The sequence below is a fragment of the Asanoa siamensis genome (genome assembly GCF_016862555.1).
Classification (GTDB): Bacteria; Actinomycetota; Actinomycetes; order Mycobacteriales; family Micromonosporaceae; genus Asanoa; species Asanoa siamensis.
Genome location: NZ_BONE01000006.1, coordinates 70791 through 96421 on the forward strand (window position 1 = coordinate 70791; position 25631 = coordinate 96421).

Consider the following 25631-nt stretch of genomic DNA (forward strand, 5'->3'; position numbering starts at 1 on the left):
TTCATCGTCCGGCTTTCGCTTCGTAGCGTAGCCGCCATGACAGATTTCGATGCACGTACCACGGGACCTGAGATCCTCGCCGGCGTCGACCTGACCGGCCGCCGGATGATCGTCACGGGCGGCGCCTCGGGGATCGGCGCCGAGACCGTCCGGGCCCTCGCCGGCGCCGGCGCCGAGGTCACCGTCGCCACCCGCGAGCCCGCCGACGCCAAGCCGCTGATCGACGAGGCGGCACCCGGCCGTGTCCTGGCCCGCCGGCTCGACCTCGCCGACCTGGCGTCGGTGCGGGCGTTCGTCGCCGACTGGGACGGGCCGTTGCACGCCCTCGTCGCCAACGCCGGGATCATGGCGCTGCCCGACCGGCAGACCAGCCCCGAGGGCTGGGAGCTCCAACTGGCGGTCAACTACCTCGGTCACTTCGCGCTCGCGTACGGGCTGCACGGCGCGCTCGCCGACGCCGGTGGCCGGGTCGTCGCGGTCAGCTCCGGGGCCCACCTCGCGCACCCGGTCGACTTCGCCGACCCGCAGTTCGCCGTCCGGCCCTACGAGGGCTGGGCCGCGTACGGGCAGTCGAAGACGGCCGACGTGCTGCTCGCGGTGGGCCTCGCCCGGCGCTGGGCGGCCGACGGCATCGTGGCCAACGCGCTGGGCCCGGGCACGATCCACACCAAGCTGCAGCGGCACATCGACCGGGAGACCATGGTCCGGTTCGGTGCGATGGACGAGTCGGGCCGGCTCGTGGTGCCGGCGCACTACAAGACGCCCGCCGAGGGCGCGTCGACGACGGTGCTGCTGGCCGGGTCGCCGACGGTGGCGGGGGTGACCGGGCGCTACTTCGAGGACAACCGCGAGGCGCCGGTCGTGGCCGGCGGCCCGGACGCCAGCAGTGGTGTGGCCGCGCACGCAATGGACGAGGACGCCGCCGACCGCCTCTGGGAGCTGGGCCTGCCCCTGGTGCGGTGAACGACGGTCCCGGTTCGCAGGCGTCCGGTGTCGTGCCCTCCTCCGTCAGCTCGGGGCCGACGGGGGACAGGGCGCGCAGGACGCGCGGACCACCAGCTCGGTGGGCAGCCGGATGTGGATGTCGCGCTCGACGTCGGCAATGAGGTCGACCAGCAGCCGCAACGCCGACGCGCCCATCTGCTGCAGCGGTTGCATGATGGTCGTCAGCGGCGGGTTGACCGAGGCCGACTCCGGCACGTTGTCGAACCCCATCACCGACAGGTCGTCGGGCACCGACAGGCCCATGCCCCGGGCAACCTCCATCGTGGAGATGGCCGAGAGGTCGTTGCCGGCGAACACCGCGGTCGGCCGGTCGGGGAGCGCGAGCAGCTCCGCGGCCGCGCCGGCCGCGCTCTCGGCGCGGAACCCACCGATCCGCACCAGGCTCTCGTCGACCGCGAGGCCCGCGTCCGCCATCGCCTTGCGGAAGCCGGCCTCGCGCAGCCGGGCCGACTCGAGGTCGGGGCGGCCGCTGAGGTGCGCGATCCGCCGGTGGCCCAGCGAGAGCAGGTAGTTGGTGGCGAGCACCGCGCCCGCGAAGTTGTCGGAGTCGATCGTCGGCAGGCCCGACGGGCCCGTGTGCGGGTCGACGGCCACCACGTGGAAGTCCTGTTTGGTCTCGACCACCGTCGGGGTCACGATCACGGCGCCGTCGATCAGCGTGCCGGACAGCCGGGCCAGTGACCGCCGCTCCCAGCCGATGGCCGTGCCACCGCCGTCGCCGCTCGAGTAGGCCAGCAGCTGGTAGCCCGTACCCGCGACCTCTTTGGACGCGCCCTTGAGCAGCTCCGTCGAGAACGGCTCGAACTCGGCGACCAGGATGCCGAGCACGTTGGTGCGGTGGCTGCGCAAGCTCTGCGCGCCCAGGCTCGCCTCGTAGCCGAGCTGGTGGATCACCTGCTGGACGCGCTCCACGGTCGCCTGCGCCACCCCGTACCGGCCGTTGACGACCTTGGACACGGTGGCCACCGAGACGCCGGCCGTGCGGGCCACGTCCGACATCTTCACACGCTGCGGGAACGCCACGCGGATGAGGATAGCTGCCCGCCGTCGCGGTTAACGCAGCGTTTCGAAACCGATATCGATAACGATTGACACTGGCGAGAAATGACTGGAACACTCGCCGTCAATGCCGAGCACCGCGACTGACCGGTCGAGGAGACATCGATGGCGATCAAGCACCGAGCTAGGGCATTTCTCGCGATTTTTCTGACCAGCGCGCTCGCGCTGTCCGCCTGCGGCGGTGGTGGCGAGGACGAGGAACCCGCCAGCGACCTGTACGCGAACCCGGTGACGCTGACCTGGTGGCACAACGCCTCACAGGACGGTCCCGGCAAGACCTACTGGGAGAAGGTCGCCAAGGACTTCTCCGCCGCCCACCCGAGCGTCACGATCCAGATCGAGGCGATCGAGACCAACCAACTCCAGCGCACCCGGCTCCCCGCCGCCCTGCTGACCAGCGACCCGCCGGACATCTTCCAGGCCTGGGGCGGTGGCGAGATCCGCGAGCAGGTGGAGGCCGACTACCTGAAGGACATCACGGACCAGGTCAAGACCGAGGTCGGCAACATCGGCAGCGCGGCGGAGATCTGGCAGGTCGACGGCAAGCAGTACGGGCTGCCGTTCCGGATGGGCATCGAGGGCATCTGGTACAACAAGGACATGTTCGCGCGGGCGGGCATCGCCGCGCCGCCGACCACGTTCCAGGAGCTCAACGACGCGGTCACCAAGCTCAAGGCGATCAACGTCGTGCCGATCGCGGTCGGCGCCGGTGACAAGTGGCCGGCGGCGCACTGGTGGTACAACATGGCGCTGCGGTCCTGTTCCGTGGACACGCTGAAGAAGGCCTCGGTCGACCTCACCTTCGACGACCCGTGCTTCGTCAAGGCGGGCGAGGACCTCAAGGCCTTCATCGACACCAAGCCGTTCCAGAACAACTTCATCGCGACGCCGGGCCAGAACGATCCGACGAGCGCGAACGGCCTGCTCGCCAACGGCAAGGCCGCGATGGAGCTGATGGGCGACTGGAACAGAGGCACGCTCGAGACGGTCGCGGAGGACCCGGCCGCGGTGACCAAGTTCCTCGGCTGGTTCCCGGTGCCGGCGCTGTCCGGCGCGGCGGGCGACCCGAAGGCGGCCCTCGGCGGCGGCGACGGCTTCTCCTGCGCCAAGAACGCGCCGGCCGAGTGCGTCGAGTTCCTCAAGTACATCGTCAGCCCCGAGGTGCAGAAGGGCTACGCCGAGACCGGCACCGGCCTCCCTGTCGCCAAGGGTGCCGAGAGCGGCGTGCAGGACCCGGCGCTCAAGTCCATCTTGGAGGCGACCTCCAGCGCCACCTACGTGCAGCTCTGGCTGGACACCGCGTTCGGCAGCACCGTCGGCAACGCGATGAACGACGCGATCGTCGCGATCTTCGCCGGCAACGGCACGCCGCAACAGGTCGTCGACGCGATGAAGTCGGCTGCCAAGAAGTGACCCGCACCCTCGACCTCGCCGGCGGCGCGTCCGCGCCGCCGGCGGGTCCCCGCCGCGTCCGGCGCTCGTCGACCCGGGCCGCCGAGACCAGACGCAAGTGGTACGAGATCATCGGGCTGACCACGCCCGCGATCGCCGTGTACGTCATGTTCGTGCTCGTGCCGATGGGCTTCGCGGTCTACTACAGCCTCTACCGCTGGCGCGGGGTCGGGCCGCCCACGGACTTCGTCGGCTTCGACAACTATGTGCTGGCGTTCCAGGACCCCATCTTCCTCGACGCGCTGCGCAACAACGCCGTCATCGTGGTCGGCTCGCTGCTGGTGCAGGGCCCGATCGCGCTGGCCGTCGCGCTGCTGCTGAACCGGCGCTTCCGCGGCCGCACGGTGTTCCGGCTGCTGGTCTTCGTGCCGTACGTGCTGGCCGAGGTGACCGTCGGCATCATGTGGAAGCTGATCCTCACCGACGGCGGCACGATGGACGCCCTGCTGCGCTCGATCGGCCTCGGCGGGCTGGTGCAGGCCTGGCTGGCCGACCTCGACGTGGTGATCTGGACCCTGCTCTTCGTGCTCACGTGGAAATATGTGGGCTTCGCCATCATCCTGCTGCTCGCCGGACTGTCCAATGTGCCGCACGAGCTGACCGAGGCAGCCGCGATCGACGGCGCCGGCTGGTGGCAGATCCAGCGCCACGTCACGCTTCCGCTGCTCGGCCCGACGATCAGAATCTGGATGTTCCTGTCGATGATCGGGTCGCTGCAGGTCTTCGACGTGATCTGGGTGACCTCGGTGCCCGCGGTGCGATCGCTGGGCGCCTCGGCCACCATGGCGACGTACATGGTGGACAACGGCTTCTTCGCGCGCCTGTGGGGCTACGGCAACGCGGTGGCCGTGATCCTGTTCGTCATCTCGTTCGTGGCCGCGCTGCTGTTCCAGCGATTCCTGCTGCGCCGCGACATCCAGGGCGCGCTCACCGGAAGGGCGAACTGATGACCTCCTCCCGCCCCTTCTCGTGGGGCAACCCGCTGATGTACGCGCTGGCGCTCGCCGTGGCCGCCGTCTCGATCGCCCCGGTGGTCTACGTCATCGTGGGCGGCTTCCGCACGACGCCGCAGATCGTCGCCGACCCGGCCGGCCTGCCGGACCCGTGGGTCTGGGACAACTACCAGCGGGTGCTGACCCAGAGCGACTTCTGGTCGCAGGCGTGGAACAGCGCGGTGGTCGCGCTCGGCACGACGCTCGGCGTGGTCGTCCTCGGCCTGTGCGCGGCGTACGTGCTGGCCCGCTACACCTTCCGCGGCCGCGAGGCCCTCTACACCTTCTTCACGCTGGGCCTGCTCTTCCCCGCGGGCGCGGCGATCCTGCCGCTCTATCTCATGCTGCGCGACCTCGACCTGACCAACTCGTACTATGCCGTGATCCTGCCCCAGGTGGCGTTCTCACTGCCCATCACGATCGTGATCCTGCGCCCGTTCCTCACGGCCATACCCCGCGAACTCGAGGACGCGGCGGCGATCGACGGCACGGGCCGCCTGGGCTTCCTCTGGCGCATCACGCTGCCGCTGTCGAAACCGGCGCTGGTCACGGTCGGCGTGCTGGCCTTCGTGGCGAGCTGGAACGCGTTCCTGCTCCCACTCCTGGTCCTCAGCGACGTCGACCTGCACACGCTGCCACTGGGCGTGCAGAACTTCTCGAGCCAGTACACGAGCGACACGGCGGGCATCCTCGCCTTCACCTCCCTGGCGATGGTCCCGGCGCTGCTCTTCTTCACGCTGACGGAAAAACAGATCGTCGGCGGCCTCCAGGGGGCGGTCAAGGGTTGACCGTCGCGGCCGGTCAGGTGCGACCCCGGGCGGTCGGGATCAGCAGGGAGAGCACCACGCCCAGGGCGGCGATGGCCGCCAGGGTTGCGAAGGCCGTCGTGTAGCCCGTGGCGGTCGGTGTGCCGGTTTCGCCCGCCGAGCCTGTGATGATCGCGCTTACCAGGGCCGTGCCGATCGCGCCGCCGATCGTGCGGATGTTCGTGTTCATGCCTGTCGCCGCGCCTGTCATCGCCGGGGCTACCGTGTGCACGATGACGCTCGTCATCGCCGCGTAGGCCAATCCGAGCCCCAGGCCGAAGACCACGCCGCCGAGGGCCACCTGCCACGCCGTGTCGTGCCAGAACGCGAAGCCCAGGCAGCCCACCAGCAGCAACGCCGAACCGTACGCGAGTTGCGCCCGGAAGCCGACCACGTGGTGGATCGGTCCGCTGGCCATGCCCCCCACCGCCATCGCCGCGAGCGTCGGGAGCACCAGGAGGCCGGCGACCGTCACGCTCGAACCGAAGCCGTACCCGGCGCTCGGCGGTGTCTGGATGAACTGCGGCAGGAAGGTGATGACCGCGAACATCGCGGCGCCGAACAGCAGCGCGACGAGGTTCGTCGTCCACACCGCCCGCTGGCGCATCATCCGCATGTCGATCAGTGGGTTCGCCGAGCGCGTCTCCAGCGTGACCCAGGCGGCGAAGCTCACCGCCGCCAGTGCGAACGCGCCGAGCGTACGCCCGGACAGCCAACCCCAACTCGACCCGAGGCTCAACGGCAGCAGCAGCGCGACGAGCCACACGGCTAGCAGCGCACCCGCGGCCCAGTTGATCCGGCCGCCGCTGCGCACCGGTGAGGTCGGCACGAACCGCGCGGCCAGCGCGCCGATGGCCAGCACCAGCAGCAGCGGGATACCGAACAGCCAGCGCCAGCCGAGGCCGTCGCTGATCGGGCCGGCGAGGACCGTGCCGATGCCGCCGCCGACCGCGATGACGCTCGACATCGCGCCGACGGCCCGGGGCACGCGGTGCGCCGGGTACTCGTCGCGGATGATGCCGAACGAGATCGGGTAGATCGCGCCGCCGAGGCCCTGGATGATCCGGCCGACGACCATGACGCCGATGGACGGCGCGAGCGCCGCGACCAGGCTGCCCACCGCGATGGCGCCCAGCACCACCAGCAGGGCGCGGTGCTTGCCGATCATGTCGCCGACCCGGCCGAGGATCGGGGTGGCGACCGACGCCGAGAGCAGCCAGGCGATCAGCACCCAGGACACGCCGGCCTGGGTGGTGCCCAGGTCGTGCTGCAGGGTCGGCAGCACCGGGCTGAGCAGCGACTGCAACATCGCGAACGTCCCGGCGCCGAGGCCGAGCAGCGTGAAGACGAGCGAGGTGGTGCGGGGCCGGACCACCGGTGGAGCTGAGGTCAGAGTCATCGAAGGAGTCCTGTGCGAGAGAGGTAAGCTGATAACCGGACTCCGGAAAAGCGGAGCCGCGTTATCGGATTACTGATAACCGTACTCCGGTTCGAGGGTGGTGGCCATGACGGGGGTCGACCTGACCGCGGTCGGGGTGCACCGGCCGCACCGCGCCGACGCCGCGCGCAACTTCGACGCGCTGCTGGCGGCGGCCAACGAGGTGTTCACGGAGTTCGGCGCCGACGCCCCGCTGGACGAGGTCGCCCGCCGGGCCGGTGTCGGCATCGCCACGCTCTACCGCAACTTCCCGACCCGGGGCCAGATGATCCAGGCGGTCTACCTGACCGAGGTCGACGCGGTCTGCCGCGCCGCGCGGGACGCCGCCGCGCTGGGTCCGTGGGAGGGGATCACGACCTGGCTGCGCCGCTTCATCGAGTACGTCGCGACGAAGCGCGCGGTCGCCACGGGGCTGGAACGCGGCTCGCCCGCCCACCAGGCCGCGACGGAAGCCCTCTACGCGGCCGGTGGGCCGTTGCTCGCCCGGGCGCAGGACGCCGGCGTGTTCCGCCGCGACGTCGACATCGACGACGTGATGCGCTTCGCCATGGCGTACACCACCGTGAACTTCGCCTCCGCCGCGCAGCGCGACCGCATGCTCGCCGTCGCGTTCGACGGGCTCAGCGGCCCCAGGCCGGTCGACGGGCTCGGCGGCCCCAGGCCGGTCGACGGGCTCAGCGGCCCAGGCCGTTGAGCAACGTGTCGACCACGAGGTCGGCGGCCTGCGGTGGGGTCATGTCGGGGAACCGGTAGGTCGCGGTGCTGACGAGTTGGTCGAGGACCGCGCGGGCCCAGGCCGGGGACGTGTCGGCACGCAGGAAACCCTCGTCGGCCGCCCGCCGGACGAACGCGTCGATCCGCGCGCTCTGCTCCGTGGCGCGGCGCTCGGCCGCGGGGTCGGCCCGCATCATCCGCCGCGTGTCGCCCGGCCACGCGCGGCTGACCGGGATGATCCCCTCGACGTAGCGGTGCAGCGCCACCGGCACCGGCGCCTCGGTGAGCCGGGCCTCGTCGATGACCCGCTCGGCATCGTCGAGCTTGGCCTCGAAGACGGCGCTGAGCAGCGCCTCGCGGGTGGCGAAGCGGCGGTGGACGGTGCTGCGGTCGACGCCCGCGGCGCTGGCGATCGCCGACAGCGGTGTGCTCGGGTCCTCGGCCAGCAGGCGCGCGCCGGCCCGCAGCACCTCGGCCAGGTTGCGGGCGGCATCAGCTCTCATGGTGCGTCGATCATACCCGCGTGCCGCGCTTGACCAGTCAGATGCATCACAGCGGGGGTGTGGGAAATATTTAATGCCACGCTAGTGTCTTACTTAGCGACCAAGCTTCGACACGAAACAGGAGTTTCGCTATGACACGCACGTGGCTGATCACCGGTGGCTCCCAGGGCCTCGGCCGGGCGCTCGCCCGCACCGCGCTGGAGCAGGGCGACCGGGTGGCCGTGACCTCCCGCGGCGCCGACGCGCTGCCCGACCTACGGGCCGCGTACCCGGACCGGCTGCTCACGCTCGCCGTCGACCTGACCTCCGCCGCGGAGACCCGCGCCGCCGTCGCGACCGTGGTGGACCGGTTCGGCTCGCTCGACGTCGTGGTCAACAACGCCGGCTACGCGACCAGCGGCACGGTCGAGGACTTCCCCGAGGACGAGTTCCGGGCGCAGATCGAGACCAACCTGTTCGGGGTGGTCAACGTGACCCGGGCGGCGCTGCCCGTCCTGCGCGCGCAGCGGTCCGGCCACGTCGTCCAGGTCTCGTCGATCGGCGGCCGGGTCGGCGGCACACCCGGGCTCGGCCCGTACCAGACCGCGAAGTTCGGTGTCGCCGGGTTCTCGGAGGTGCTGGCCAGCGAGGTGGCACCGCTCGGCATCAAGGTGACCGTGGTGGAGCCCGGCGGGATGCGCACCGGCTGGGCGGCCGGCGCCGCCCGGACGTCCGGCCCGACCCGCGACGACTACGCCTCGACGGTCGGGGAGTGGCAGAGCCGGTTCGTGGCCTACAGCGGCAGCGAGCCCGGCGACCCGGCTCGGATGGCGCGGGTGATCGCCGACCTGGTCGACGGTCCGGACGCACCGCGTCGCCTGCTGCTCGGCAACGACGCCCTCGACATCGCCCTCGCCCACGAGGAGGAGCGCCTCGCGGAGATGCGGAAGTGGGCTCCCGTCAGCCGCTCCACCGACCTGGAGACCAAATGATCACGCGCGACAAGCTCTACGTCGGCGGCCGCTGGGTCACCCCCGCCGACCCGCACCTCCTCGAGATCCGTTCGCCGCACGACCGGTCCGTGCTCGGCCGGGTCGCCCAGGCCACGCCGTCCGATGTGGATGACGCGGTGGCGGCGGCCCGGACGGCCTTCGACGACGGACCGTGGCCGCACACCGACCCGAAGGAGCGGCAGGACGTCGTCCGGCGGCTCAACCGGCTGCGCGAGCGGCGGGCCGACGAGATCGCCGCGGTCATCTCCGCCGAGAACGGCTCCGCGGCCTGGTTCACCCGGCTCGGCCAGCCGTTCCTGACCCGGCAGGTCAACGCCTATCTCCAGGCGGCCGAGGAGCTCGCCTGGGAGGAGGTCGTCGCGCCGTCGGACCCGTCGGTCACGTTCGACACCGTCGTCCGGCGCGAGCCGATCGGCGTGGTCGCGGCCGTCATCCCGTGGAACTCGCCGTTCTCCGCGGCGACCGCCAAGCTGACCCCGGCGCTGCTGGCCGGCAACACCGTGGTGCTCAAGGTCTCCCCGGAGAACTCGCTGAGCATGATGCTGCTGGCCGACCTGTGGCACGAGGCCGGGCTGCCGGAGGGGGTGCTGAGCATCCTGCCGGCGGACCGGGAGACGAGCGAGCACCTCGTCGCCCACCCCGGCGTCGACAAGATCGCGTTCACCGGGTCGACCCGGGCGGGGCGGCGGATCGCCTCCATCGCCGGGGAACAGCTCAAGCGGGTCAGCCTGGAGCTGGGCGGGAAGTCCGCGGCCGTGATCCTGCCCGACGCCGACCTGGCGGCCGCCGTACCCGGCCTGCGGTTCGGGTCCTTCGCCAACAACGGTGAGGCCTGCATCCTGCAGACCCGCGTCCTCGCGCCGCGCTCGCGCTACGCCGAGGTGGTCGCCGCGCTCACGGAGATGGTCGAGTCGCTCAAGGTCGGTGACCCGGCCGACCCCGAGACGTTCATCGGCCCGATGATCCGGCCCGACCAGCAGCAGCGGGTGATCGACTACATCAACGTGGGAATCGCCGAAGGCGCCCGCCTGGTGACCGGCGGCCCGCGGGTGCCGCGCGGCCTGGAGGCGGGCAACTACGTCACGCCGACGCTCTTCGCCGACGTCGACAACGGCATGCGGATCGCCCGCGAGGAGATCTTCGGCCCGGTCCTGGTCGTCATTCCCTACGACGACGAGGACGACGCGGTACGCATCGCGAACGACTCCGAGTACGGCCTGTCGGGCGGCGTCTGGTCGGCGAGCCCGGAGCGCGCGCTGGCGGTCGCCCGCCGGTTGCGCACCGGCACGGTCACCGTCAACGGCGCCCCGATGAGCTTCGACGGCCCGTTCGGCGGCTACAAGGCGAGCGGCATCGGCCGGGAGTACGGCCGGGCCGGGCTCGCGGGCTACCTGGAGCTGAAGACGGTCACACGTTCCGCGGCGTGAGCACGTTGGCGACCGTGAGCTTGGAGTCCTCGCCGGTCATCGGCGTCACCGGATAGGTCTTCACGACCTGCCAGTTGTCGTCGGGGATCCGGCCGCGGCCCGGGTCGCCCACGAGCACGAGGGCGTCGCGCCGGGCGGCGGCCAGCAGAAAGGGGAGCGCCCGTGCGGCGAGGTCGTCGTCGTAGAACGCGTCGCCGGCCAGCAGCACGTCGGCGTGGTTGTCGAGGACGTCCCGGGGCGCGAGCTCCAGCAGGTCGGTGGCGAGGGTTCCGACGCTCACGCCGTTGACCTTGGCGTTGGCGCGGATGGCGGCCAGCGCGTACGGGTCGATGTCGTTGGCGACGACGACGGAGGCGCCGGCCATGGCGGCCGCTATCGCGACGAGGCCCGAGCCGGAGCCCAGGTCGAGCACCCGGCGGCCGGCGACGGTCTCGGGCGCGTCCAGCACGTAGCGCGCGACGGCCTCGCCGCCGCCCCATGCCGTGGCCCAGTAGGGCGCGGAGATGCGGTGGCCCGCGTCGGCCTCGAGCCTGGCCCAGAGGATCGTCGGATCCTCGGCGAGGAAGAGGCGCACTTCGGGAACGAGTCGCGCCGAGGTGAGTCGGAGACCGTCCATGTCAATCCCCGTCCTCGGGCGACGACCGTGCCCCGCGACACCGACAGTGTCGCGGGGACACGGTCGGCACGGTCAGATAACGCGGATGTTGGCCGCCTGCGGGCCCTTCTGGCCCTGCTGGATGTCGAACTCCACGCGCTGGTTCTCCTCGAGCGACCGGAAGCCGCTCGAGTCGATGGCCGAGTAGTGGGCGAACACGTCGGGGCCACCACCGTCCTGCGCGATGAAGCCGAAGCCCTTTTCGGCGTTGAACCACTTGACGGTGCCTACTGCCATTTTCTTTCTAACCTTCCGGAATGGTGCCCCGCACCGTGCGGGGCGCCGCGATTGCCGCATGCATCCATCCCGGCCGGGCGAACCGGCACAAACACAAAACGCCCGTGGCAATATACCCGGGCGTATGCGAGGTATGGGGAACATGAAACCGCAATACTCGCATCCTAACAGGCCCCACCTGGGCCGTCCGGCTAGTGGGTCACCTGTGTCGCCTGCAGCATGTCGAGGCTGTTGCGCCAGAGCGTGTCGAGCGCGGTCGGGTCGTTGAGCAGCTTCGCCAGCAGCACCCGCCCCTCGATCTGGGCGACGATCGAGCGCGCGGCCTCCCGGGTGTCGACACCGGCGCCGGCCAGCCCGGCCTCCTTCGCCTCGACGACGACCCGCTCGATCAGGTCGATCTGGGCCTCGAAGATCTCCTGGAGCCGCGTGCGGATCTCCTCGGCCTGGTTGCTCAACTCCAGCGCGAGGTTGCCGAACAGGCAACCCACCACCACGCCGGAGCGGCGCTGGCCGGCCCGCTGCACCTCTTCGGTCGCCTCGAACAGCGTGCGCAACCGTCGCAGGGGGTCGCCGGGGCCGTCCAGGGCGGCGAGCCACTGGGCGCGCTGGGCGGCCCAGTGCTCGTCGATCACGGTCAGCGCCAGCGCCTGCTTGGATTCGAAGAAGTAGTAGAAGCTGCCCTTGGGCACGCCGGCCGTCGCGCAGATCTCCGCGACGCCCAGCGCCGAGTAGCCACGCTGCTCGATGAGCACCTTCGCGGCCTCGAGGATCTTGTCTCGCGCGTCACTGGTCCGTCCCACGCCTTGGAGAATACATGACCGGTCGTCTAGCGTCATAGGCGACCGGTCGTCTAGCGACCCATTCACGGAGGAGGAGCAATGTCTGAGGGACAGAAGGTAGCGGTGATCACGGGCGCCTCGCAGGGCATCGGCGCCGGGCTCGTCGAGGCGTACCGGAAGCTCGGGTACGGCGTCGTGGCCACGTCGCGCTCGATCGCACCGTCGAACGACCCCGAGGTCGTCACCGTCCAGGGCGACATCGCCGAGGCCGCGACCGCGCAACGGGTGGTCGCCGCCGCGGTCGAGCGGTTCGGCCGCATCGACACGCTGGTGAACAACGCCGGCGTGTTCGTCGCCAAGCCGTTCACCGACTACACCGACGAGGACTTCGACCTGGTGGTCGGCATCAACGTCGCCGGGTTCTTCCAGATGACCCGCCGGGTGATGCCGCACCTGGTGGCCGCGGGCGGCGGGCACGTCGTGAGCATCACCACGAGCTTCGTCGACCAGCCGAACTCGAACGTGCCCTCGGTGCTCGCCTCGCTGACCAAGGGCGGCCTCGCGGCGTCGACCAAGTCACTGGCCATCGAGTACGCGAACCGCGGCGTGCGCGTCAACGCGGTCTCACCCGGGATCATCAAGACCCCGATGCACCCGGCCGAGTACCACCCGACGTACGACGCGCTGCACCCGGTGGGCCGGATGGGCGAGGTCAGCGACATCGTCGACGCGGTCGCCTACCTGGAGACGGCGCCGTTCGTCACGGGCACGATCCTGCACGTCGACGGCGGCCAGAACGCCGGACACTGAGCGAGGAGGCGGAGCATGCCGTTCGTCACGATCCAGATCACCCGCGAGGGCAGCACGCCCGGCGCCGACGCGGCCACCGCGGACGAGAAGGCGCAGCTCATCCACGGCGTGAGTAAGCTGCTGCTCGACGTGCTGGGCAAGCCGATGGACGCGACGTTCGTGGTCATCGACGAGGTCGAGACCGAGAACTGGGGCTGGGGCGGGTTGCCCGTCGAGCAGTTCCGGGCCCGCCGCCGCGCGGGCTGAACGCCAGGCAGCAAGGGCCCGGGTCCCGGCACCCGGGCCCCGCCGTCAGTGGGCGCGGCCCCCGGTCAGGAGGTAATTTCAGTCCTGACGGGGGGATGTGATGATTTTTCATGGCAAGCTGGGGTGAGCCGCCGGATCGCCGACTGCGCATCTTCATCTCATCGGCCATCGACGAGCTCGAGGACGAGCCGCTCGCCGTCCGGGACACCATCGCCCGGATGCGGCTGGTCCCGGTGATGTTCGAGCTCGGTGCCAGGCCGCGCGGCAACAGCGACGTGTACGGCGACTACATCGGGCAGAGCCAGCTCTTCATCGGCATCTACGGCGACAGCTACGGCTTCGTCCCGCCCGACTCCGACCACTCCGGTCTGGAGGACGAGTTCGTCGCCGCGGGCGACATGCCCAAGCTGATCTACGTCAAGTCGCCGGCGCGCGACCGCGACCCGCGCCTCGCCGCCCTGCTCGACCGGATCCGGCACGACGCGCAGGTCAGCTACCGGCACTTCCGCTCGGCCGACGAGCTGCGCCGCGTCGTCGGTGACGACGTCGCCCTGCTGCTCACCGAGCGGTTCAACCCGGGCGGCCCGGCGCGCCCGGAGAGCGTCACCCGACCGGCGCTGCCGGTGCCGCCCAACCAGCTCCTCGGGCGCGAGGACGAGCAGGCCGCCCTGACCGACCTGCTCAGCCGCGACGACGTGCGGCTCGTCACGCTCACCGGCCCCGGCGGTGTCGGCAAGACCCGGCTGGCCCTGCAGCTCGGCGCGACGCTGGGCCCGGCGTTCAGTGACGGGGTCGCGTTCGCCGACCTGTCCGCGGTCACCGACGCCGAGTCGGTCGGCATGGCGATCGCCAGCAGCCTGAACCTGTGGACCATGCCCAACCAGTCGGCGCTGGACAGCGCGGTCACCTACCTGCGGGACCGCTCGCTGCTGCTGGTGATAGACAACATGGAGCACCTCGCCGAGTCCGCGACCATGGTCAGCACGCTGCTGGACGCCTGCCCGCGGGTGCGCGTCCTCGTCACCAGCCGCATCCCTCTGCGGCTGACCGGCGAGCACGTGTTCGACGTGCCGCCGCTGCGAATCCCCGGCACGGGCCAGGATCCCCTGGCCGCGATCCACCGCGACGGCGCCGCCGAGCTGTTCGTCGAGCGCGCCCGGGCCGTCCGCTCCGACTTCCGGGTCGACGCCGACGGCGCGGCCGCCGTGGCCGAGATCGTCCGCCGCCTCGACGGGTTGCCGCTGGCCATAGAGCTCGCGGCCGCCAAGGTGCGGGTCCTCCCACTGTGGACGCTCGCCGACCGGCTCGACCGCGGGCTCGGCACGCTGACCGGCGGCGCCCGCGACCTGCCGGCCCGGCAGCGCACGCTGCGCGACACGATAGCCTGGAGCTACCAGCTCCTGCGACCGGCGGAGCAGCGTACCTTCGCCCGCATCGGGGTGTTCTCCGGCGGTTTCGACCTGGAGGCGGGCAGCGCGCTGGTCGACGTCTCCGACCGCTACGCCGTGCTCGAGGCGTTCACCTCGCTGATCGAGAGCAGCCTGGTGACCCAGGACGTCCGCGGGCCCGAGCCGCGGATGGCGATGCTCAGCACCATCCGCGAGTTCGCGCTCGACCGGCTCCGCGAGGACTTCGACTGGGCCGAGACCCACGAGCGGCACGCGCGCTACTACCTCGCGTTCGCCGAGGCCACCGCGCCGCCGGTCGGCCAGACCTCCACCGATCCCGCGGCCGTCGACCTGCTGGCGGCCGAGCACGACAACCTGCGCGCCGCGATCAACTGGTTCATCGACCACGAGCAGATGGACGAGGCCGTCCGGCTCGGCTGGATGCTCTGGCCACTGTGGTGGTTGCGCGGCCACATCGACGAGGGCGCCCGCACGGTGCGGCGGATGCTGGAGCACGAACCCGTGATGTCGCGGCGGGCGTTCGCCCACGCGCTGTTCGGCGACGGCGCGATCGCCTTCCTCGGCGGCGACCGCGAGCGCGGGCGCAGGCAGTTGGAACGGGTGCTGCCGATGCTGCGCGATCTCGGCGACCAGGACGTGAACGCCCGAGCCGCCGGGATGCTGGGCCAGTTGGCGCTCGGGCGGGGTGACTACGCGGAGGCCCGTGCGCTGCTGGGCGAGACCAAGCAGATCAGCGAGCGGATCGGCGAGCTCTGGATGGCCGCGCTCTACCACACCCGGCTCGCCCTGGTGCCGCTCAACGAGGGCGACTACGCGGCGGCGGCCGAGCAGTACACGGACGGCCTGCGGACCGCCCGCAAGACCGAGGACCACCTGGGCGAGGTGGTCGCGCTCTACAGCCTCGCGGTCACGGCGACGTCGGCCGGCGACGAGCAGGCGGCGCTCGGCTATCTGGCGAACGGGCTGCGGCTCTCGGCCGGCGCGAGCGACCAGGCCGGCAGCGCGACCTATCTGGAGGCGCTGGCCGATCTCGCGGGGCGCGCCGGCGACCTGGAACGGGCGGTGCGGTTGACCGCGGCGGCCCGCAAGCTGCGGCGGTTCGCGGGCACGGCGTGGATGCAGGCGTACGTGCCGCCGTGGCCACCCGGGTCGCAGGACGTGGAGGTGGCGGCGGGGCAGTACGCCGACGCCTGGAACGCGGGTTCCGCCGACACGTTGACCTCCGCGGTGGCGTACGCCCTCGAAGGTCTCGAACCTACGCCCTGATCGCGCGGGCGAGGCGGCGGACCGCCTCGTCCATCAGATCCGGCGGTGCCGCGGCGTAGGTGAGCCGCAGGTGCGGCGCCGGCGGCTCGGTCGCGTGCCACGGCCGGCCCGGGAAGACGATGACGCCCTGCGCGGCGGCCGCGGTCGCGAGCGCGACATCGTCGGTGCCCGCCGGCAGCCGGACCCAGAGGTGCAGGCCACCGCGCGGCACGTGCTGCGGCCCGAGATCCGGAAGATGCCGGCGGAGTGCCGCGAGCAGCGCGTCGCGGCGGTCGCGCAGCGCGGTGCGCAGCGCCCGGCGGTGCCGGGCCCAGGCGGGCGCGCTGACGAACTCGAGCGCGGCCTGCTGGAGCGGGCCCGCCACGAAGAAGTCGTCGAGCAGCCGGGCGGCCCGCAACCGCGCGCCGGCCGGGCCGCGGGCGCCGATCGCGGCCACCCGCAGGGCGGGCGCGGCCGACTTCGTCAGCGAACGCAGGTAGACGACGTGCCCGTCGGGGTCGTCGGCCGCGAGGGGCGCCGGCGCCGGGCCGTCGATGGTGAGGTCGCGGGCGTAGTCGTCCTCGACGAGGAAGGCGCCGGCTCTCGCCACGGCGCGGGCGACCTCCGCGCGGCGGTGGGCGGCCAGGGTGGCGCCGTGCGGGTTGGCGTACAACGGCTGGCAGTAGAAGAGGCGGGCGCCGGTGCGCTCGAAGGCGGCGCCGAGCTGGTCGGGCCGCACCCCGTCCGCGTCGACCGGCACGGGCACCACCCGCAGGCCGGCCGCCTGGGCGGCGGCGAGGGCGCCGAGGTAGGTCGGCGACTCGACGAGCACGGTGTCGCCCGGCGAAGCGAGGGCGCGCAGGGCGGTCGAGAGCGCGGCCTGGCCGCCGGGGCAGATCACCAGGTCGTCAGGGCGCAGCCCGGTGCCGGCCTCCCGGGCGAACCAGGCCCGCAGGTCCGGGTGCCCCTCGGCCGGGCCGCGCTGCCAGGCGGTGGGCTGCCGGGCGGCGCGGGCGAGCGCGGCACCGAGGGCGGCGGCCGGTTGCAGGTCGGGGTCGAGGTAACCGCCGGAGAGCGGGATCGCGCCCGCCGGGGGCAACGCCAGCAGCGCCTGCATCTCGGCCTCGCCGGCGCGCCGCGGCCCGAGCGCGACGGTCTGCCAGGCGAGATCCGGGGAGGGCCGGCGGGTGGCGCCCTTCGGCGCGACGAAGGTGCCCCGCCCGGGCCGGGTCTCGACGACGCCCTGCGCCACGAGGTGCCGCACGGCCTCCGCGACGGTGACGGGGGAGGCCTGATGGAGGGCGGTCAGCTCGCGCACGGACGGCAGCCTGGTGCCGGTGTCGGCCGCGGCGGCCCGTCGCCGGAGATCTTGGATAACGCGATCGGCTGCGTTACCGTCATTCATGAGTAGTAAGAGTAGCGCTACTGCGGTGGCGCCGATAACGGCGGCCGGCCGCGACCACCGGTCGGCGGGGCTGGCCCTCGGCGCGCTGGGCGTGCTCGCGTTCAGCATGTCGTTGCCGGCGACGCGGGTCGCGGTGCAGCACCTCGACCCGTGGTTCGTCGCCTTCGGCCGCGCGGTCGGCGCGGCGCTGCTCGCCTGGGCCTACCTGCGATGGTCGCGGGCACCGCGCCCGACCCGCGCCCAGTGGCGCCGCCTCGCGGTCGTCGCGCTGGGCGTCGTGGCCGGCTTCCCCCTCTTCACCTCGCTCGCGCTGACCACGCAGCCCTCCGCACACGGCGCGGTCGTCGTCGCGATCCTCCCGGCGATGACGGCGGCGTTCGCGGTGCTCCGCGCGGGCGAACGCCCGCCACCGGCGTTCTGGCTGTCGAGCGCCGCGGGCCTGGTCGCGGTCCTCGTCTTCCTGGCGGCCAGCGGCACGGTCGGCGGCTCCGCCTCGCTGGCGGACCTCTGGCTCCTCACGGCGGTGACGCTCTGCGGCCTGGGCTACGCGGAGGGCGGCGCCCTGGCCCGCGACCTGGGCGGCGCGCGCACGATCTGCTGGGCCCTGCTGCTGGCGCTCCCGGTCACGATCCCGATCACGGTGGTCACGGCGATCGCCCACCCGCCGCACGCGACCGCGCACGCCTGGCTGAGCTTCGCGTACCTGACGCTGGTCTCGATGTTCCTGGGCTTCTTCGCCTGGTACGCGGGCCTGGCCCGCGGCGGCATCGCCCGGGTGGGCCAGATCCAACTGACCCAGCCGATCCTGACCCTGCTCTGGTCGGCCCTCCTCCTGTCGGAGACCGTCACGCCGGCCTCCCTCGCGGCCGCCGCCGTCGTCCTGACCTGCGTGGTCCTGACCCAACGCACCCGCGCCCGCTGATCAGAAGGCGAGCATCGCCGGCAGGGCCAGGACGGCGAAGCGGATGCCCCGCCCGGCCAGGCACGCGCCGGCGAACTCCCAACGGCGCAGGCCCGCGGTGCCGGCGGCGAAGCTGACCACAGCCAGCGGCGGGATCCCGACGGCGGCGGAGACGAACACGGTCGGTAGCCCGGTGCGGCGGCGGGACAGCCAGCGCCGGATCGGTCCCGCCCAGCGCGCGGCCCGGGCCGCCGCCCGCCCCGACCGGCTCCTGCGCGGGAACCAGCGGCCCAGCCAGCCGGTCCCGCGCCGCGCGGACTCGAACAGCAGCAGCTTGCCGGCGGTCTGGCCGAGCGCCAGGGCGAGCACGACGACCAGGGCGTGGCCGCCGTGCCGGCCGGCGATCACGGCGTAGGCCTCGGCGTTGACGACGGGAACGAGCGCCGAGGCGAGGCCGTACCCGAGCCCGGCGGTGGCCTCGGCGAGGCCGTTCACGCCCGGCCGTCGCGGGCGAGCAGCCCGACCACCACGGCGGCCGACCACAGCTTCACCGCGACGACGGCGAGGGCGATGCCCAGGGCGAGCGGGTACTGCCCCAGGACGACCGCGACGACGACCCCCGCGGTGTTGACGGCCTTGGCCGGCGGCGACCAGTTCCAGGCCCATACCCGCCGGTCGACCTCGTGGAAGTAGTTGGGGCTGACGATCGGCCAGCACAGGAACGCGAGCGACAGCATGGTGTCGAGCACCATGAACGAGAGCAGGAACACCACGGCCACGACCGCGATGCCCGGGACCAGCGCGACCAGGCCCACGCACAGCACGGCGGTGCACGCGCGGTCGCTCACGATGTCGAGGACCGCTCCGGCCCGGGTCTCCTGACCGAGCCGGCGGGCGGCCCAGCCGTCGAGCATGTCGCCGAGCCAGTAGACGCCGTACGCCACCGCGATCAGCGGCACCGAGCCGGCGACGAGGGCGGCGACACCGATGGCGACGGCCACGACCGTACGGACGGCGGTGATGGAGTTGGGAACCGTACGGAAGGGGCCCACGCTGACGGCGGCGCGTGGCTCGGCGAGAGTCATGTCACGAAGCGTCGTGCGCGGGGGTGTTCCGGCGGAACGGGCCACGGTGCCGATCCGGGCGCGGCGGCGGCACCCGGGTGCCGTGGCGATCCGGTACCCGGGTACCTGGTCGCAGGTCGGTCCGCTGCCGGAGAATGTGCAGGTGGCGACGGAAATACAAGATGTGTTGCGCGACCCCGAGCGGGTACGGCGGGCCGCCCGGGTGGTGGTCGGCCTGATCGTCATCCTGGTGGTCACGACCGTTGACGGGGGCATGACGCTGCCGCCGGGGTGGGTGTTGCTGGTGCTCCCGGTCGGCCTCGCAGCCATGGCGCTGCCGCCCCGCTACCGGGTCCCGGTCTTCGCGGTCTGCGCGGGATTCGTGGTCGCGGTGAGCACCCAGGAATCGGTGCAGCTCGGTGTCGCCGGCGCGGGCTTCGTGTTCCTCTCGACCAGCGAGGACCCGGCCCGCCGCCCGTGGCTGGGCTGGCTCGGCGGCCTGACCGGCGCGGCTGTGGCCGTCGGCCACTCGCTCTCCGCGTACGAGCAGCCGTTCGTGTTCGTGACGGTCGGCTACCTCCTGGCCGTCCTCTGGCGATCATGGTCCCGCGGCCGGGCCCTCACCCGGGAGACCCGCGCGCTGCGCGGCCAGGCGGCCTGGCTCGAACAACGCACCCACCTGGCCCGTAAGCTGCACGACGTGGTCGGCCACCACGTCACCGCGATGGTCGTGCAGGCCGAGGCGGGCCAGCTCGGCGACGACCCGGCGGCGGCCTTGCGGGCGATCGCCGCCACCGGCCGCAACGCCCTCGGCGAGCTCGACACGCTCGTCGTGCACCTGCGTGACCCGGACGCGGCGATCGCGGTGAGCGCGCCGCCGCGCCTGGCGGACATCGACGAGCTGCTCGCCCAGCCACTGCGCCAGCAGGGCCTGACCGTACGGGTGCACCTCGACCCCGAGCCCGGCCTGGACGAGCACGGCGTGCTGACCGTCTACCGCATCGTGCAGGAGGCCGTCACCAACATCGCCCGCCACGCGAAAGCCACCACCGCCTGGGTCGAGTTGGTCCGCGTCGGCGATCGCGCGCGCCTGCGGGTCAGCGACGACGGGATCGGCCCGGCGCGGGCACCCGTGCGGGGCTCGGGCCTGATCGGCATCGGCGAGCGGGTGCGCGCGTGCGGTGGCGGCTGGGAGCTCGTCGAACGCGCCGGCGGCGGCACCGTGCTGCAGGCCGACCTGCCCGTGGTCGCGCCGTGATCCGGGTCGCGATCGCCGACGACCAGCAGCTCGTCCGCGACGGGTTCGGCCTGATCCTGCGCTCCCAGCCCGACATGCACGTGGCCGCCGCGGTGGCCGACGGCCGCCAGTTCCTCGACGCCGTGCGCCGCGACCCCCGCATCGACGTCGCCCTCGTCGACATCCGGATGCCCGTGCTCGACGGCCTGCGAGCCACCCGCGAACTGGCCGCCCTTCCCGACCCGCCGGCGGTGATCATCGTGACCACCTTCGACGACGACGCGTACGTGCTGGACGCCATCGCCGCCGGCGCCCGTGGGTTCCTGCTCAAGAGGTGCGGCGCCGCCGACCTGATCGCCGCGGTGCGCACCGTGGCGGCCGGCGAGGCGATCCTGTCGGCCGAGGTGACCGGCGCCGTCCTCGACCGGGTCCGGGCCACCGGGCCGGCCTCCCGGGTGGACCTCACGGCGTACGCGCTGACCGGCCGGGAGGGCGACGTGCTCGCCCTGATCGGGGCCGGGCTCAACAACAACGAGATAGCCGAGCGCCTGTATCTGTCGATGAGCACGGTCAAGACCCACGTCACCAACGTGCTCGCCAAGACCGGCAGCCGCGACCGCGTAGGCGCGGCGATCCTGGCCATCCAGGCCGGCCTGGCACCCTGAACCGGCGCGGGGCGCTCCGTGTCTATGCGTTGTTGAACACGGTGGCGCGGGTGCGGTGCAGCGTCGGGTTGTCGATCTCGTCGAGGACGGCGACGGCCAGGTCCGCGTACGACAGGATTCCGGACGCCGCGGCCTCGGCGGTCTCGGTACCGAGGCGGTATTGGCCCAGGCGTGGGCTGTCCACGAGCAGCGTCGCCGGCGGGGTGAGCATCGCCCAGTCGGTGCCGGACTCCCGCAGCCGGTCCAACCCGGCGGCGTGCGCCGCGGCGAACGCCCGGAACGGCGCGGGTGGCAGCTCAGCGCCGTCGAGGTTGCTGAACAGGCCGATCGCCACGATTCTCGGCACCCCGGAGCCGATCAGCGCGTCGGACGCCCGGACGAAGAACGCGGGATCGAGATCGAGACGGGCCAGCTCGGCCGGCCCGGAGGCGGGGCTCACGGCGTTGACCGCGGCGTCGTGACCGCGGACGATCGCGGCCACCTCCCGTGCCTCGGTGACGTCGCCGCGGACGGCGGTCGGGAGGTCGCGATGGCGGGCGAGATCGCGGACGACGGGGGTCACGGCGTGTCCGCGACGCAGTGCCTCGGCGGTGACGGCGCGACCGACAAATGGACCGCCATGCTGGTCCTGTGCCTCGAGCACGGGCCGCGCCGGTTCAACGAGCTGCGGGTGCCGTTGCGGTCGATCAGCCCGAAGGTGTTGTCGGAGACGCAACGCGCGATGGAACGTGACGGGCTGGTGATCCGGGACGCCTACGACGAGCAGCCGCCCCGGGCCGGGGTCAGGGTCAGGAACCCAGGTGGCTCTCCAGGTCGTCGAGGATCTTGCTGGCCGCCGTGACGCCGATGCCGGTCATCCACGTCTCCGGGTCCACGTCCCAGGACTTGCCGGCCTTGACCGCGCCCAGGTCCTTCCAGAGCTGGCCGTCCGTGACCTTCTTCTGCTGCGCCTGGGCCGTCGGGCCCTGGGCCGTCACGAACATGACGTCACCGTCCAGGTCGGAGATGCGCTCCGGGCTCACCTTGTCGAAGCGCTTGTCCTCCTTGTTCGCCAGGAGCTGGCGCTCCGGGCGGCCCAGGCCCACGTCGCCCAGGACGATGCCCGAGAAGCCCTCCGGGCCGTACACCCGGATCTCGGCCGGCATGAAGCGCACGATCGAGACCTTCACGGCCGCGGCGTTCGGGATCTTCGTGCCTAGGTCCTTCGCGCGCTTCTCGTACGCCGCCAGCAGGTCCTTGGCCTTCTGCTCCTCGCCCAGCGCCTTGCCGTCCAGCAGGAAGTTCTCCTTCCAGGTGATGCCCACCCGGTCGGTGAAGACCGTCGGCGCGATCGCGGACAGCTCGTCGTAGAACTTCTCCTGGCGGAACTTGCTGCCGAGGATCAGGTCCGGCTGCAGGGCGGCGATCGCCTCCAGGTCGGGCTCGGAGATCTCGCCGACGTCCTTCACCGACGACAGGTCACCGAGGTAGGCGGGCGGCTTGTCGTACTCGGGGAGCTGCGTCGCGCCGATCGGGGTGATGCCCAGGCTGACCGCCGTGTCGATCTTGTCCGTGTCGAGGACGACGACCTTCTTCGGGTGCGCCGGGACGGTGGTCGTGCCCATCGCGTGGGTGATCTGCCGCGTGCCCGCCTCGTCGGCGGCCGGGGCCACCGGGTCGGAGGAGCAGGCGGTCAGCGCCGCCGCGGCCAGCGCGAGGCCGGCGAGCAGCGAAGCTGCGGTTCTACGGGTGGACATCACGAGATCCTTCAGGTGTGTAGGACGAGCGGTGCGCCGCTCACGGGACAGGGCACGACCACGCAGTCGAGCCCGAAGACGTCGTGGACCAGGTCGGCGGTGACCACCTCGCGGGGTGGGCCGGCGGCGACCACCCGGCCGTCGCGCATCGCGACGAGGTGGTCCGCGAAGCGGGCCGCCTGGTTGAGGTCGTGCAGGACCGCGACGACGGTGCGGCCGCCGTCGCGCATCCGGCTGAGCAGGTTGAGCACCTCGACCTGGTGCGCCAGGTCCAGGAACGTCGTGGGCTCGTCGAGCAGCAGCGTGCCGGTCTGCTGGGCCAGCGCCATCGCGATCCAGACCCGCTGCCGCTGCCCGCCGGAGAGCTGGTCGACCGGGCGGGCCGCCAGCTCGGCGACGCCGGCCTGCGCCATCGCCTCGGCGACCGCGGCCGTGTCGGACGGCGACCACTGCTGAAACCACCGCTGGTGCGGCTGGCGCCCACGACCGACCAGGTCCGAGACGGTGACGCCCTCGGGCACCAGCGGGCTCTGCGGCAGCACCCCGAGGCGCCGGGCCACCTCGCGGGTCGGCAGCGAGGTGATGTCGGCCCCGTCCAGCAGCACCGTGCCGGCGCGGGCGGGCAGCAGCCGGGCCAGCGCCCGCAGCAGCGTCGATTTGCCGCACGCGTTCGGGCCCACGATCACCGTGAACTCGCCGTCGGGCAACGAAAGGTCGAGCCCGGCGAAGACCGCGCGGTCGTGGTAGCCCGCGGCGAGATCCTGTGCGGTCAGCTTCACGACTTCCTCCGGACGAGCAGGAACAGCAGGTACGGGCCACCGATCGCGGCCGTGACCACGCCGGCCGGCAGCTGCGTCGGCGCGAACAGCAGCCGGCCGATCAGGTCGGCGAGCACCACCAGCAGGGCGCCCGCGAGGCCGGCGGCGACCAGCGGCGGGCGTTCGGCGCGGACCAGCCGGCGGGCCACCTGCGGCGCGACCAGCGCGACGAAGTCGACGGCGCCGACCTGCGCCGTGACCATCGCGGCGAGCAGCACACCGGCGGCGGCCAGGCCGACGCGGCGGGCGACCGGCCGGGTGCCGAGCCCGCGGGCGGTGTCGTCGTCGAGGGAGCTCGTCCGCAGCGACCAGCCGGCCCAGAGCAGCGCCGGCAGCAGCACCACCAGCGTGCCGGTCAGCCAGGCCGTCTCCGTCCAGCCGCGGCCGGCGAGCGTGCCGACGAGCCAGATGTGCGCGCGCTGGCCGTCGATCGGCTCCGCGGTGAGCATGACGATCTCGGTCAGCGCCCGCAGCGCGATGGCGACCGCGACACCGGCGAGCACGAACCGTTTCGCGGCCAGCCCGTGCCGCGCGCCGAGCAGCAGCACGAGCGCCGCGGCGGCGAGACCACCGGCCAGCGCCGAGGGCGCGATCACGGCCGCGGCCGCGCCGCTGGTCAGCGCGATCGTCGCGGCCAGGCCCGCGCCCTGGGTGATGCCGATGATGTCGGGGCTGGCCAGCGAGTTGCGGGCCACGCTCTGGATGAGCGCGCCGGCCACGCCGAACAGCACGCCGACCGCCACCGCCAGCACCGCGCGGGGCAGGCGGAGCCGTTGCACCACCACGTCGTACGGCGTCCCCGCGCCGGACAGCGACCGCAGCACGTCGACCGGCGCGACATAGGGCCTGCCCAGCCAGAGCGCGAACACCAGCGCGACGACCACCAGCGCGGCCAGGACGAGCGACACGACCACGGCCCGGCGCCGCACGAGCAGCGAGACACGACCGACCCGCACCGACGAGACGGCGCTCATGCCGACACCACCTTGGCCCGGGTGACCAGAGCGGCCAGCAGCGGTGCGCCGATCAGCGCCGTGACGATCCCGGCGGAGACCTCGCCGGGCAGCGCCACCACCCGGCCGATCACGTCGGCGGCGAGCAGCAGCGACGGACCGATCAGCACCGAGACGGCGAGCACCCAGCGCTGGTCGCTGCCGACGAGATAGCGCGCGAGGTGCGGCACGGCGAGCCCGACGAACGCGATCGGGCCGGCGGCCGCGACGCCCGTGCCGGTCAGCAGCACCGCGGCCACGCCACCGCCGATGCGGGTGAGCCCGACCCGGGTGCCCAGGCCGCGGGCGACGTCGTCGCCGAGCGCGAGCGAGTCGAGGCCGCGGGCCACGACGGCGGCGAGCACCAGGCCGGTCAGCAGGAACGGCAGCACCTGCAGCGCCACCGCCGAGTCGCGCCCGGTCAGCCCGCCGACGACCCAGAACCGGAACTCCTCGAACGTACGCGCGTCGGCGCTGAGCAGGCCGGCGGTGATCGCGCCGAGGCTGGCGTCCAGCGCGGCGCCGACCAGCGCCAGCGTCACCGGCGACGCACCGTCCCGGGTCCGCGCCGCCACGCCGAAGACGAGCAGGCCCGCTCCGAGCGCCCCGAGGATGCCGAACCAGACGTACCCGGTCAGCGAGCCGATGCCGAACAGCGTGATCGCGACGACCACGCCCAGCGAGGCGCCCGCGCTGATGCCGAGGATCCGCGGCTCCGCGAGCGGGTTGCGGGTCAGCGCCTGCAGCAGCACGCCGGCCGCGGCGAGTGCGGCGCCGACGACGAGGCCGAGCAGCGTGCGCGGCACCCGCAGGTCCCAGACGATGCTGGCCGCCTCGCCGCCGTCGGGGGAGAACAGCGCGTGCCAGACCCGGCCCACGCTCAGCGGGTTGCTGCCCACCGCGAGGCTGGCCAGCACCGCCAGCAGGAGCAACGCCGCCCCCGCCAGCACAACCAGTCGTCGACGCACCCGAGTCCTTAGCTAAGCCTGCCCTAACGCGAAGGGCAGATTAATGGCCGGACCCGCGTCGTGTCTCGACTGGTGA

General features: G+C 72.6%; 28 protein-coding genes. 14 read left to right on the top strand and 14 right to left on the bottom strand.

What is annotated here, in order from left to right; translation table 11 throughout:
* Positions 1-36: 36 nt before the first annotated feature.
* Positions 37-963 (top strand): SDR family NAD(P)-dependent oxidoreductase, encoded by a 927-nt coding sequence (locus Asi02nite_RS05700; RefSeq protein ID WP_203711078.1) that lies wholly within the window; start codon positions 37-39, stop codon positions 961-963.
* Positions 964-1008: 45 nt separating this feature from the next.
* On the opposite strand, the gene Asi02nite_RS05705 is transcribed toward Asi02nite_RS05700, so the two are convergent.
* Positions 1009-2028 carry a LacI family DNA-binding transcriptional regulator gene (locus Asi02nite_RS05705; RefSeq protein WP_203711079.1) on the bottom strand — a complete coding sequence of 340 codons (1020 nt, stop codon included), beginning with the start codon at positions 2026-2028 and terminating at the stop codon, positions 1009-1011.
* Positions 2029-2169: 141 nt separating this feature from the next.
* On the opposite strand from Asi02nite_RS05705, the gene Asi02nite_RS05710 reads away from it, so the two are divergent.
* Genes Asi02nite_RS05710 through Asi02nite_RS05720 form a run of 3 tightly spaced genes read left to right on the top strand, consistent with a single transcriptional unit; the run spans position 2170 to position 5296 of the window.
* Positions 2170-3477: an ABC transporter substrate-binding protein gene (locus Asi02nite_RS05710; RefSeq protein ID WP_203711080.1), complete on the top strand. Its 1308-nt coding sequence runs from the start codon at positions 2170-2172 to the stop codon at positions 3475-3477.
* Positions 3474-4463: a carbohydrate ABC transporter permease gene (locus tag Asi02nite_RS05715; RefSeq protein WP_203711081.1), complete on the top strand. Its 990-nt coding sequence runs from the start codon at positions 3474-3476 to the stop codon at positions 4461-4463. Before Asi02nite_RS05710 ends, Asi02nite_RS05715 begins: the two co-directional genes overlap by 4 nt.
* Complete coding sequence (locus Asi02nite_RS05720; protein WP_203711082.1) at positions 4463-5296, top strand: carbohydrate ABC transporter permease; 834 nt, start codon at positions 4463-4465, stop codon at positions 5294-5296. The genes Asi02nite_RS05715 and Asi02nite_RS05720 overlap by 1 nt, the downstream gene beginning before the upstream one ends.
* A gap of 13 nt (positions 5297-5309) precedes the next feature.
* Here the strand turns inward: Asi02nite_RS05720 and Asi02nite_RS05725 are convergent, their stop codons facing one another.
* Positions 5310-6713, bottom strand: coding sequence for an MFS transporter (locus Asi02nite_RS05725; protein ID WP_203711083.1), 1404 nt, complete (start codon positions 6711-6713; stop codon positions 5310-5312).
* Between the two features lie 106 nt (positions 6714-6819).
* Between Asi02nite_RS05725 and Asi02nite_RS05730 the strand changes: the two genes are divergently transcribed.
* The gene (locus tag Asi02nite_RS05730; protein WP_203711084.1) at positions 6820-7446 is read left to right on the top strand and encodes a TetR/AcrR family transcriptional regulator; all 627 of its coding nucleotides are present in this window, start codon (positions 6820-6822) and stop codon (positions 7444-7446) included.
* On the opposite strand, the gene Asi02nite_RS05735 is transcribed toward Asi02nite_RS05730, so the two are convergent.
* Positions 7427-7969 carry a TetR/AcrR family transcriptional regulator gene (locus Asi02nite_RS05735; protein ID WP_203711085.1) on the bottom strand — a complete coding sequence of 181 codons (543 nt, stop codon included), beginning with the start codon at positions 7967-7969 and terminating at the stop codon, positions 7427-7429. The two genes, Asi02nite_RS05730 and Asi02nite_RS05735, sit on opposite strands and share 20 nt — an antisense overlap.
* A 131-nt stretch (positions 7970-8100) precedes the next feature.
* Between Asi02nite_RS05735 and Asi02nite_RS05740 the strand changes: the two genes are divergently transcribed.
* Both Asi02nite_RS05740 and Asi02nite_RS05745 read left to right on the top strand, forming a co-directional pair.
* On the top strand, positions 8101-8940 hold the full coding sequence (locus Asi02nite_RS05740) for an SDR family NAD(P)-dependent oxidoreductase (RefSeq protein ID WP_203711086.1): 840 nt from the start codon (positions 8101-8103) through the stop codon (positions 8938-8940).
* A complete protein-coding gene (locus Asi02nite_RS05745) occupies positions 8937-10388 on the top strand; it encodes an aldehyde dehydrogenase (RefSeq protein ID WP_203711087.1) in 1452 nt (483 codons plus the stop codon). Before Asi02nite_RS05740 ends, Asi02nite_RS05745 begins: the two co-directional genes overlap by 4 nt.
* Here Asi02nite_RS05745 and Asi02nite_RS05750 read toward each other — a convergent pair.
* The 3 genes from Asi02nite_RS05750 to Asi02nite_RS05760 form a co-directional block, all read right to left on the bottom strand.
* The gene (locus tag Asi02nite_RS05750) at positions 10369-11004 is read right to left on the bottom strand and encodes a class I SAM-dependent methyltransferase (protein WP_203711088.1); all 636 of its coding nucleotides are present in this window, start codon (positions 11002-11004) and stop codon (positions 10369-10371) included. The genes Asi02nite_RS05745 and Asi02nite_RS05750 overlap by 20 nt on opposite strands.
* A 72-nt stretch (positions 11005-11076) precedes the next feature.
* A complete protein-coding gene (locus Asi02nite_RS05755; RefSeq protein ID WP_203711089.1) occupies positions 11077-11280 on the bottom strand; it encodes a cold-shock protein in 204 nt (67 codons plus the stop codon).
* Positions 11281-11471: 191 nt separating this feature from the next.
* Positions 11472-12080, bottom strand: coding sequence for a TetR family transcriptional regulator C-terminal domain-containing protein (locus Asi02nite_RS05760; RefSeq protein WP_203711090.1), 609 nt, complete (start codon positions 12078-12080; stop codon positions 11472-11474).
* A 78-nt stretch (positions 12081-12158) separates the two neighbouring features.
* On the opposite strand from Asi02nite_RS05760, the gene Asi02nite_RS05765 reads away from it, so the two are divergent.
* The 3 genes from Asi02nite_RS05765 to Asi02nite_RS05775 all read left to right on the top strand — a co-directional run bounded on the left by Asi02nite_RS05765 (position 12159) and on the right by Asi02nite_RS05775 (position 15790).
* The gene (locus Asi02nite_RS05765) at positions 12159-12869 is read left to right on the top strand and encodes an SDR family NAD(P)-dependent oxidoreductase (protein WP_203711091.1); all 711 of its coding nucleotides are present in this window, start codon (positions 12159-12161) and stop codon (positions 12867-12869) included.
* A gap of 15 nt (positions 12870-12884) precedes the next feature.
* Positions 12885-13115 (top strand): tautomerase family protein, encoded by a 231-nt coding sequence (locus Asi02nite_RS05770; RefSeq protein WP_203711092.1) that lies wholly within the window; start codon positions 12885-12887, stop codon positions 13113-13115.
* A gap of 110 nt (positions 13116-13225) precedes the next feature.
* Positions 13226-15790 (top strand): DUF4062 domain-containing protein, encoded by a 2565-nt coding sequence (locus Asi02nite_RS05775; RefSeq protein WP_203711093.1) that lies wholly within the window; start codon positions 13226-13228, stop codon positions 15788-15790.
* Here Asi02nite_RS05775 and Asi02nite_RS05780 read toward each other — a convergent pair.
* Complete coding sequence (locus Asi02nite_RS05780) at positions 15780-17174, bottom strand: aminotransferase-like domain-containing protein (protein ID WP_203711094.1); 1395 nt, start codon at positions 17172-17174, stop codon at positions 15780-15782. The genes Asi02nite_RS05775 and Asi02nite_RS05780 overlap by 11 nt on opposite strands.
* On the opposite strand from Asi02nite_RS05780, the gene Asi02nite_RS05785 reads away from it, so the two are divergent.
* Positions 17173-18096 (top strand): DMT family transporter, encoded by a 924-nt coding sequence (locus tag Asi02nite_RS05785; protein WP_203711095.1) that lies wholly within the window; start codon positions 17173-17175, stop codon positions 18094-18096. The genes Asi02nite_RS05780 and Asi02nite_RS05785 overlap by 2 nt on opposite strands.
* On the opposite strand, the gene Asi02nite_RS05790 is transcribed toward Asi02nite_RS05785, so the two are convergent.
* Positions 18097-18570, bottom strand: a complete 474-nt coding sequence (locus tag Asi02nite_RS05790) for a VTT domain-containing protein (RefSeq protein WP_203711096.1) — start codon at positions 18568-18570, stop codon at positions 18097-18099.
* The gene (locus tag Asi02nite_RS05795) at positions 18567-19160 is read right to left on the bottom strand and encodes a CDP-alcohol phosphatidyltransferase family protein (protein WP_203711097.1); all 594 of its coding nucleotides are present in this window, start codon (positions 19158-19160) and stop codon (positions 18567-18569) included. Before Asi02nite_RS05795 ends, Asi02nite_RS05790 begins: the two co-directional genes overlap by 4 nt.
* On the opposite strand from Asi02nite_RS05795, the gene Asi02nite_RS05800 reads away from it, so the two are divergent.
* Complete coding sequence (locus Asi02nite_RS05800) at positions 19159-20397, top strand: sensor histidine kinase (RefSeq protein ID WP_203711098.1); 1239 nt, start codon at positions 19159-19161, stop codon at positions 20395-20397. The two genes, Asi02nite_RS05795 and Asi02nite_RS05800, sit on opposite strands and share 2 nt — an antisense overlap.
* Positions 20394-21041 (top strand): response regulator transcription factor, encoded by a 648-nt coding sequence (locus Asi02nite_RS05805; RefSeq protein WP_203711099.1) that lies wholly within the window; start codon positions 20394-20396, stop codon positions 21039-21041. The genes Asi02nite_RS05800 and Asi02nite_RS05805 overlap by 4 nt, the downstream gene beginning before the upstream one ends.
* Positions 21042-21063: 22 nt before the next feature.
* Here the strand turns inward: Asi02nite_RS05805 and Asi02nite_RS05810 are convergent, their stop codons facing one another.
* Entirely contained in the window at positions 21064-21603 is a 540-nt protein-coding gene (locus Asi02nite_RS05810) for an NAD(P)-dependent oxidoreductase (protein WP_239126508.1), read from the bottom strand.
* A 57-nt stretch (positions 21604-21660) separates the two neighbouring features.
* On the opposite strand from Asi02nite_RS05810, the gene Asi02nite_RS05815 reads away from it, so the two are divergent.
* Positions 21661-21882, top strand: a complete 222-nt coding sequence (locus Asi02nite_RS05815; RefSeq protein ID WP_239126519.1) for a winged helix-turn-helix transcriptional regulator — start codon at positions 21661-21663, stop codon at positions 21880-21882.
* Here Asi02nite_RS05815 and Asi02nite_RS05820 read toward each other — a convergent pair.
* The 4 genes from Asi02nite_RS05820 to Asi02nite_RS05835 are packed head-to-tail and all read right to left on the bottom strand — an operon-like array spanning position 21830 to position 25555.
* Positions 21830-22777 carry an ABC transporter substrate-binding protein gene (locus tag Asi02nite_RS05820; RefSeq protein WP_203711102.1) on the bottom strand — a complete coding sequence of 316 codons (948 nt, stop codon included), beginning with the start codon at positions 22775-22777 and terminating at the stop codon, positions 21830-21832. The two genes, Asi02nite_RS05815 and Asi02nite_RS05820, sit on opposite strands and share 53 nt — an antisense overlap.
* 11 nt (positions 22778-22788) lie before the next feature.
* Positions 22789-23556 carry an ABC transporter ATP-binding protein gene (locus Asi02nite_RS05825; RefSeq protein ID WP_203711103.1) on the bottom strand — a complete coding sequence of 256 codons (768 nt, stop codon included), beginning with the start codon at positions 23554-23556 and terminating at the stop codon, positions 22789-22791.
* Positions 23553-24569 carry a FecCD family ABC transporter permease gene (locus tag Asi02nite_RS05830; protein WP_203711104.1) on the bottom strand — a complete coding sequence of 339 codons (1017 nt, stop codon included), beginning with the start codon at positions 24567-24569 and terminating at the stop codon, positions 23553-23555. Before Asi02nite_RS05830 ends, Asi02nite_RS05825 begins: the two co-directional genes overlap by 4 nt.
* Entirely contained in the window at positions 24566-25555 is a 990-nt protein-coding gene (locus tag Asi02nite_RS05835; protein ID WP_239126509.1) for a FecCD family ABC transporter permease, read from the bottom strand. The genes Asi02nite_RS05830 and Asi02nite_RS05835 overlap by 4 nt, the downstream gene beginning before the upstream one ends.
* Positions 25556-25631: the final 76 nt, after the last annotated feature.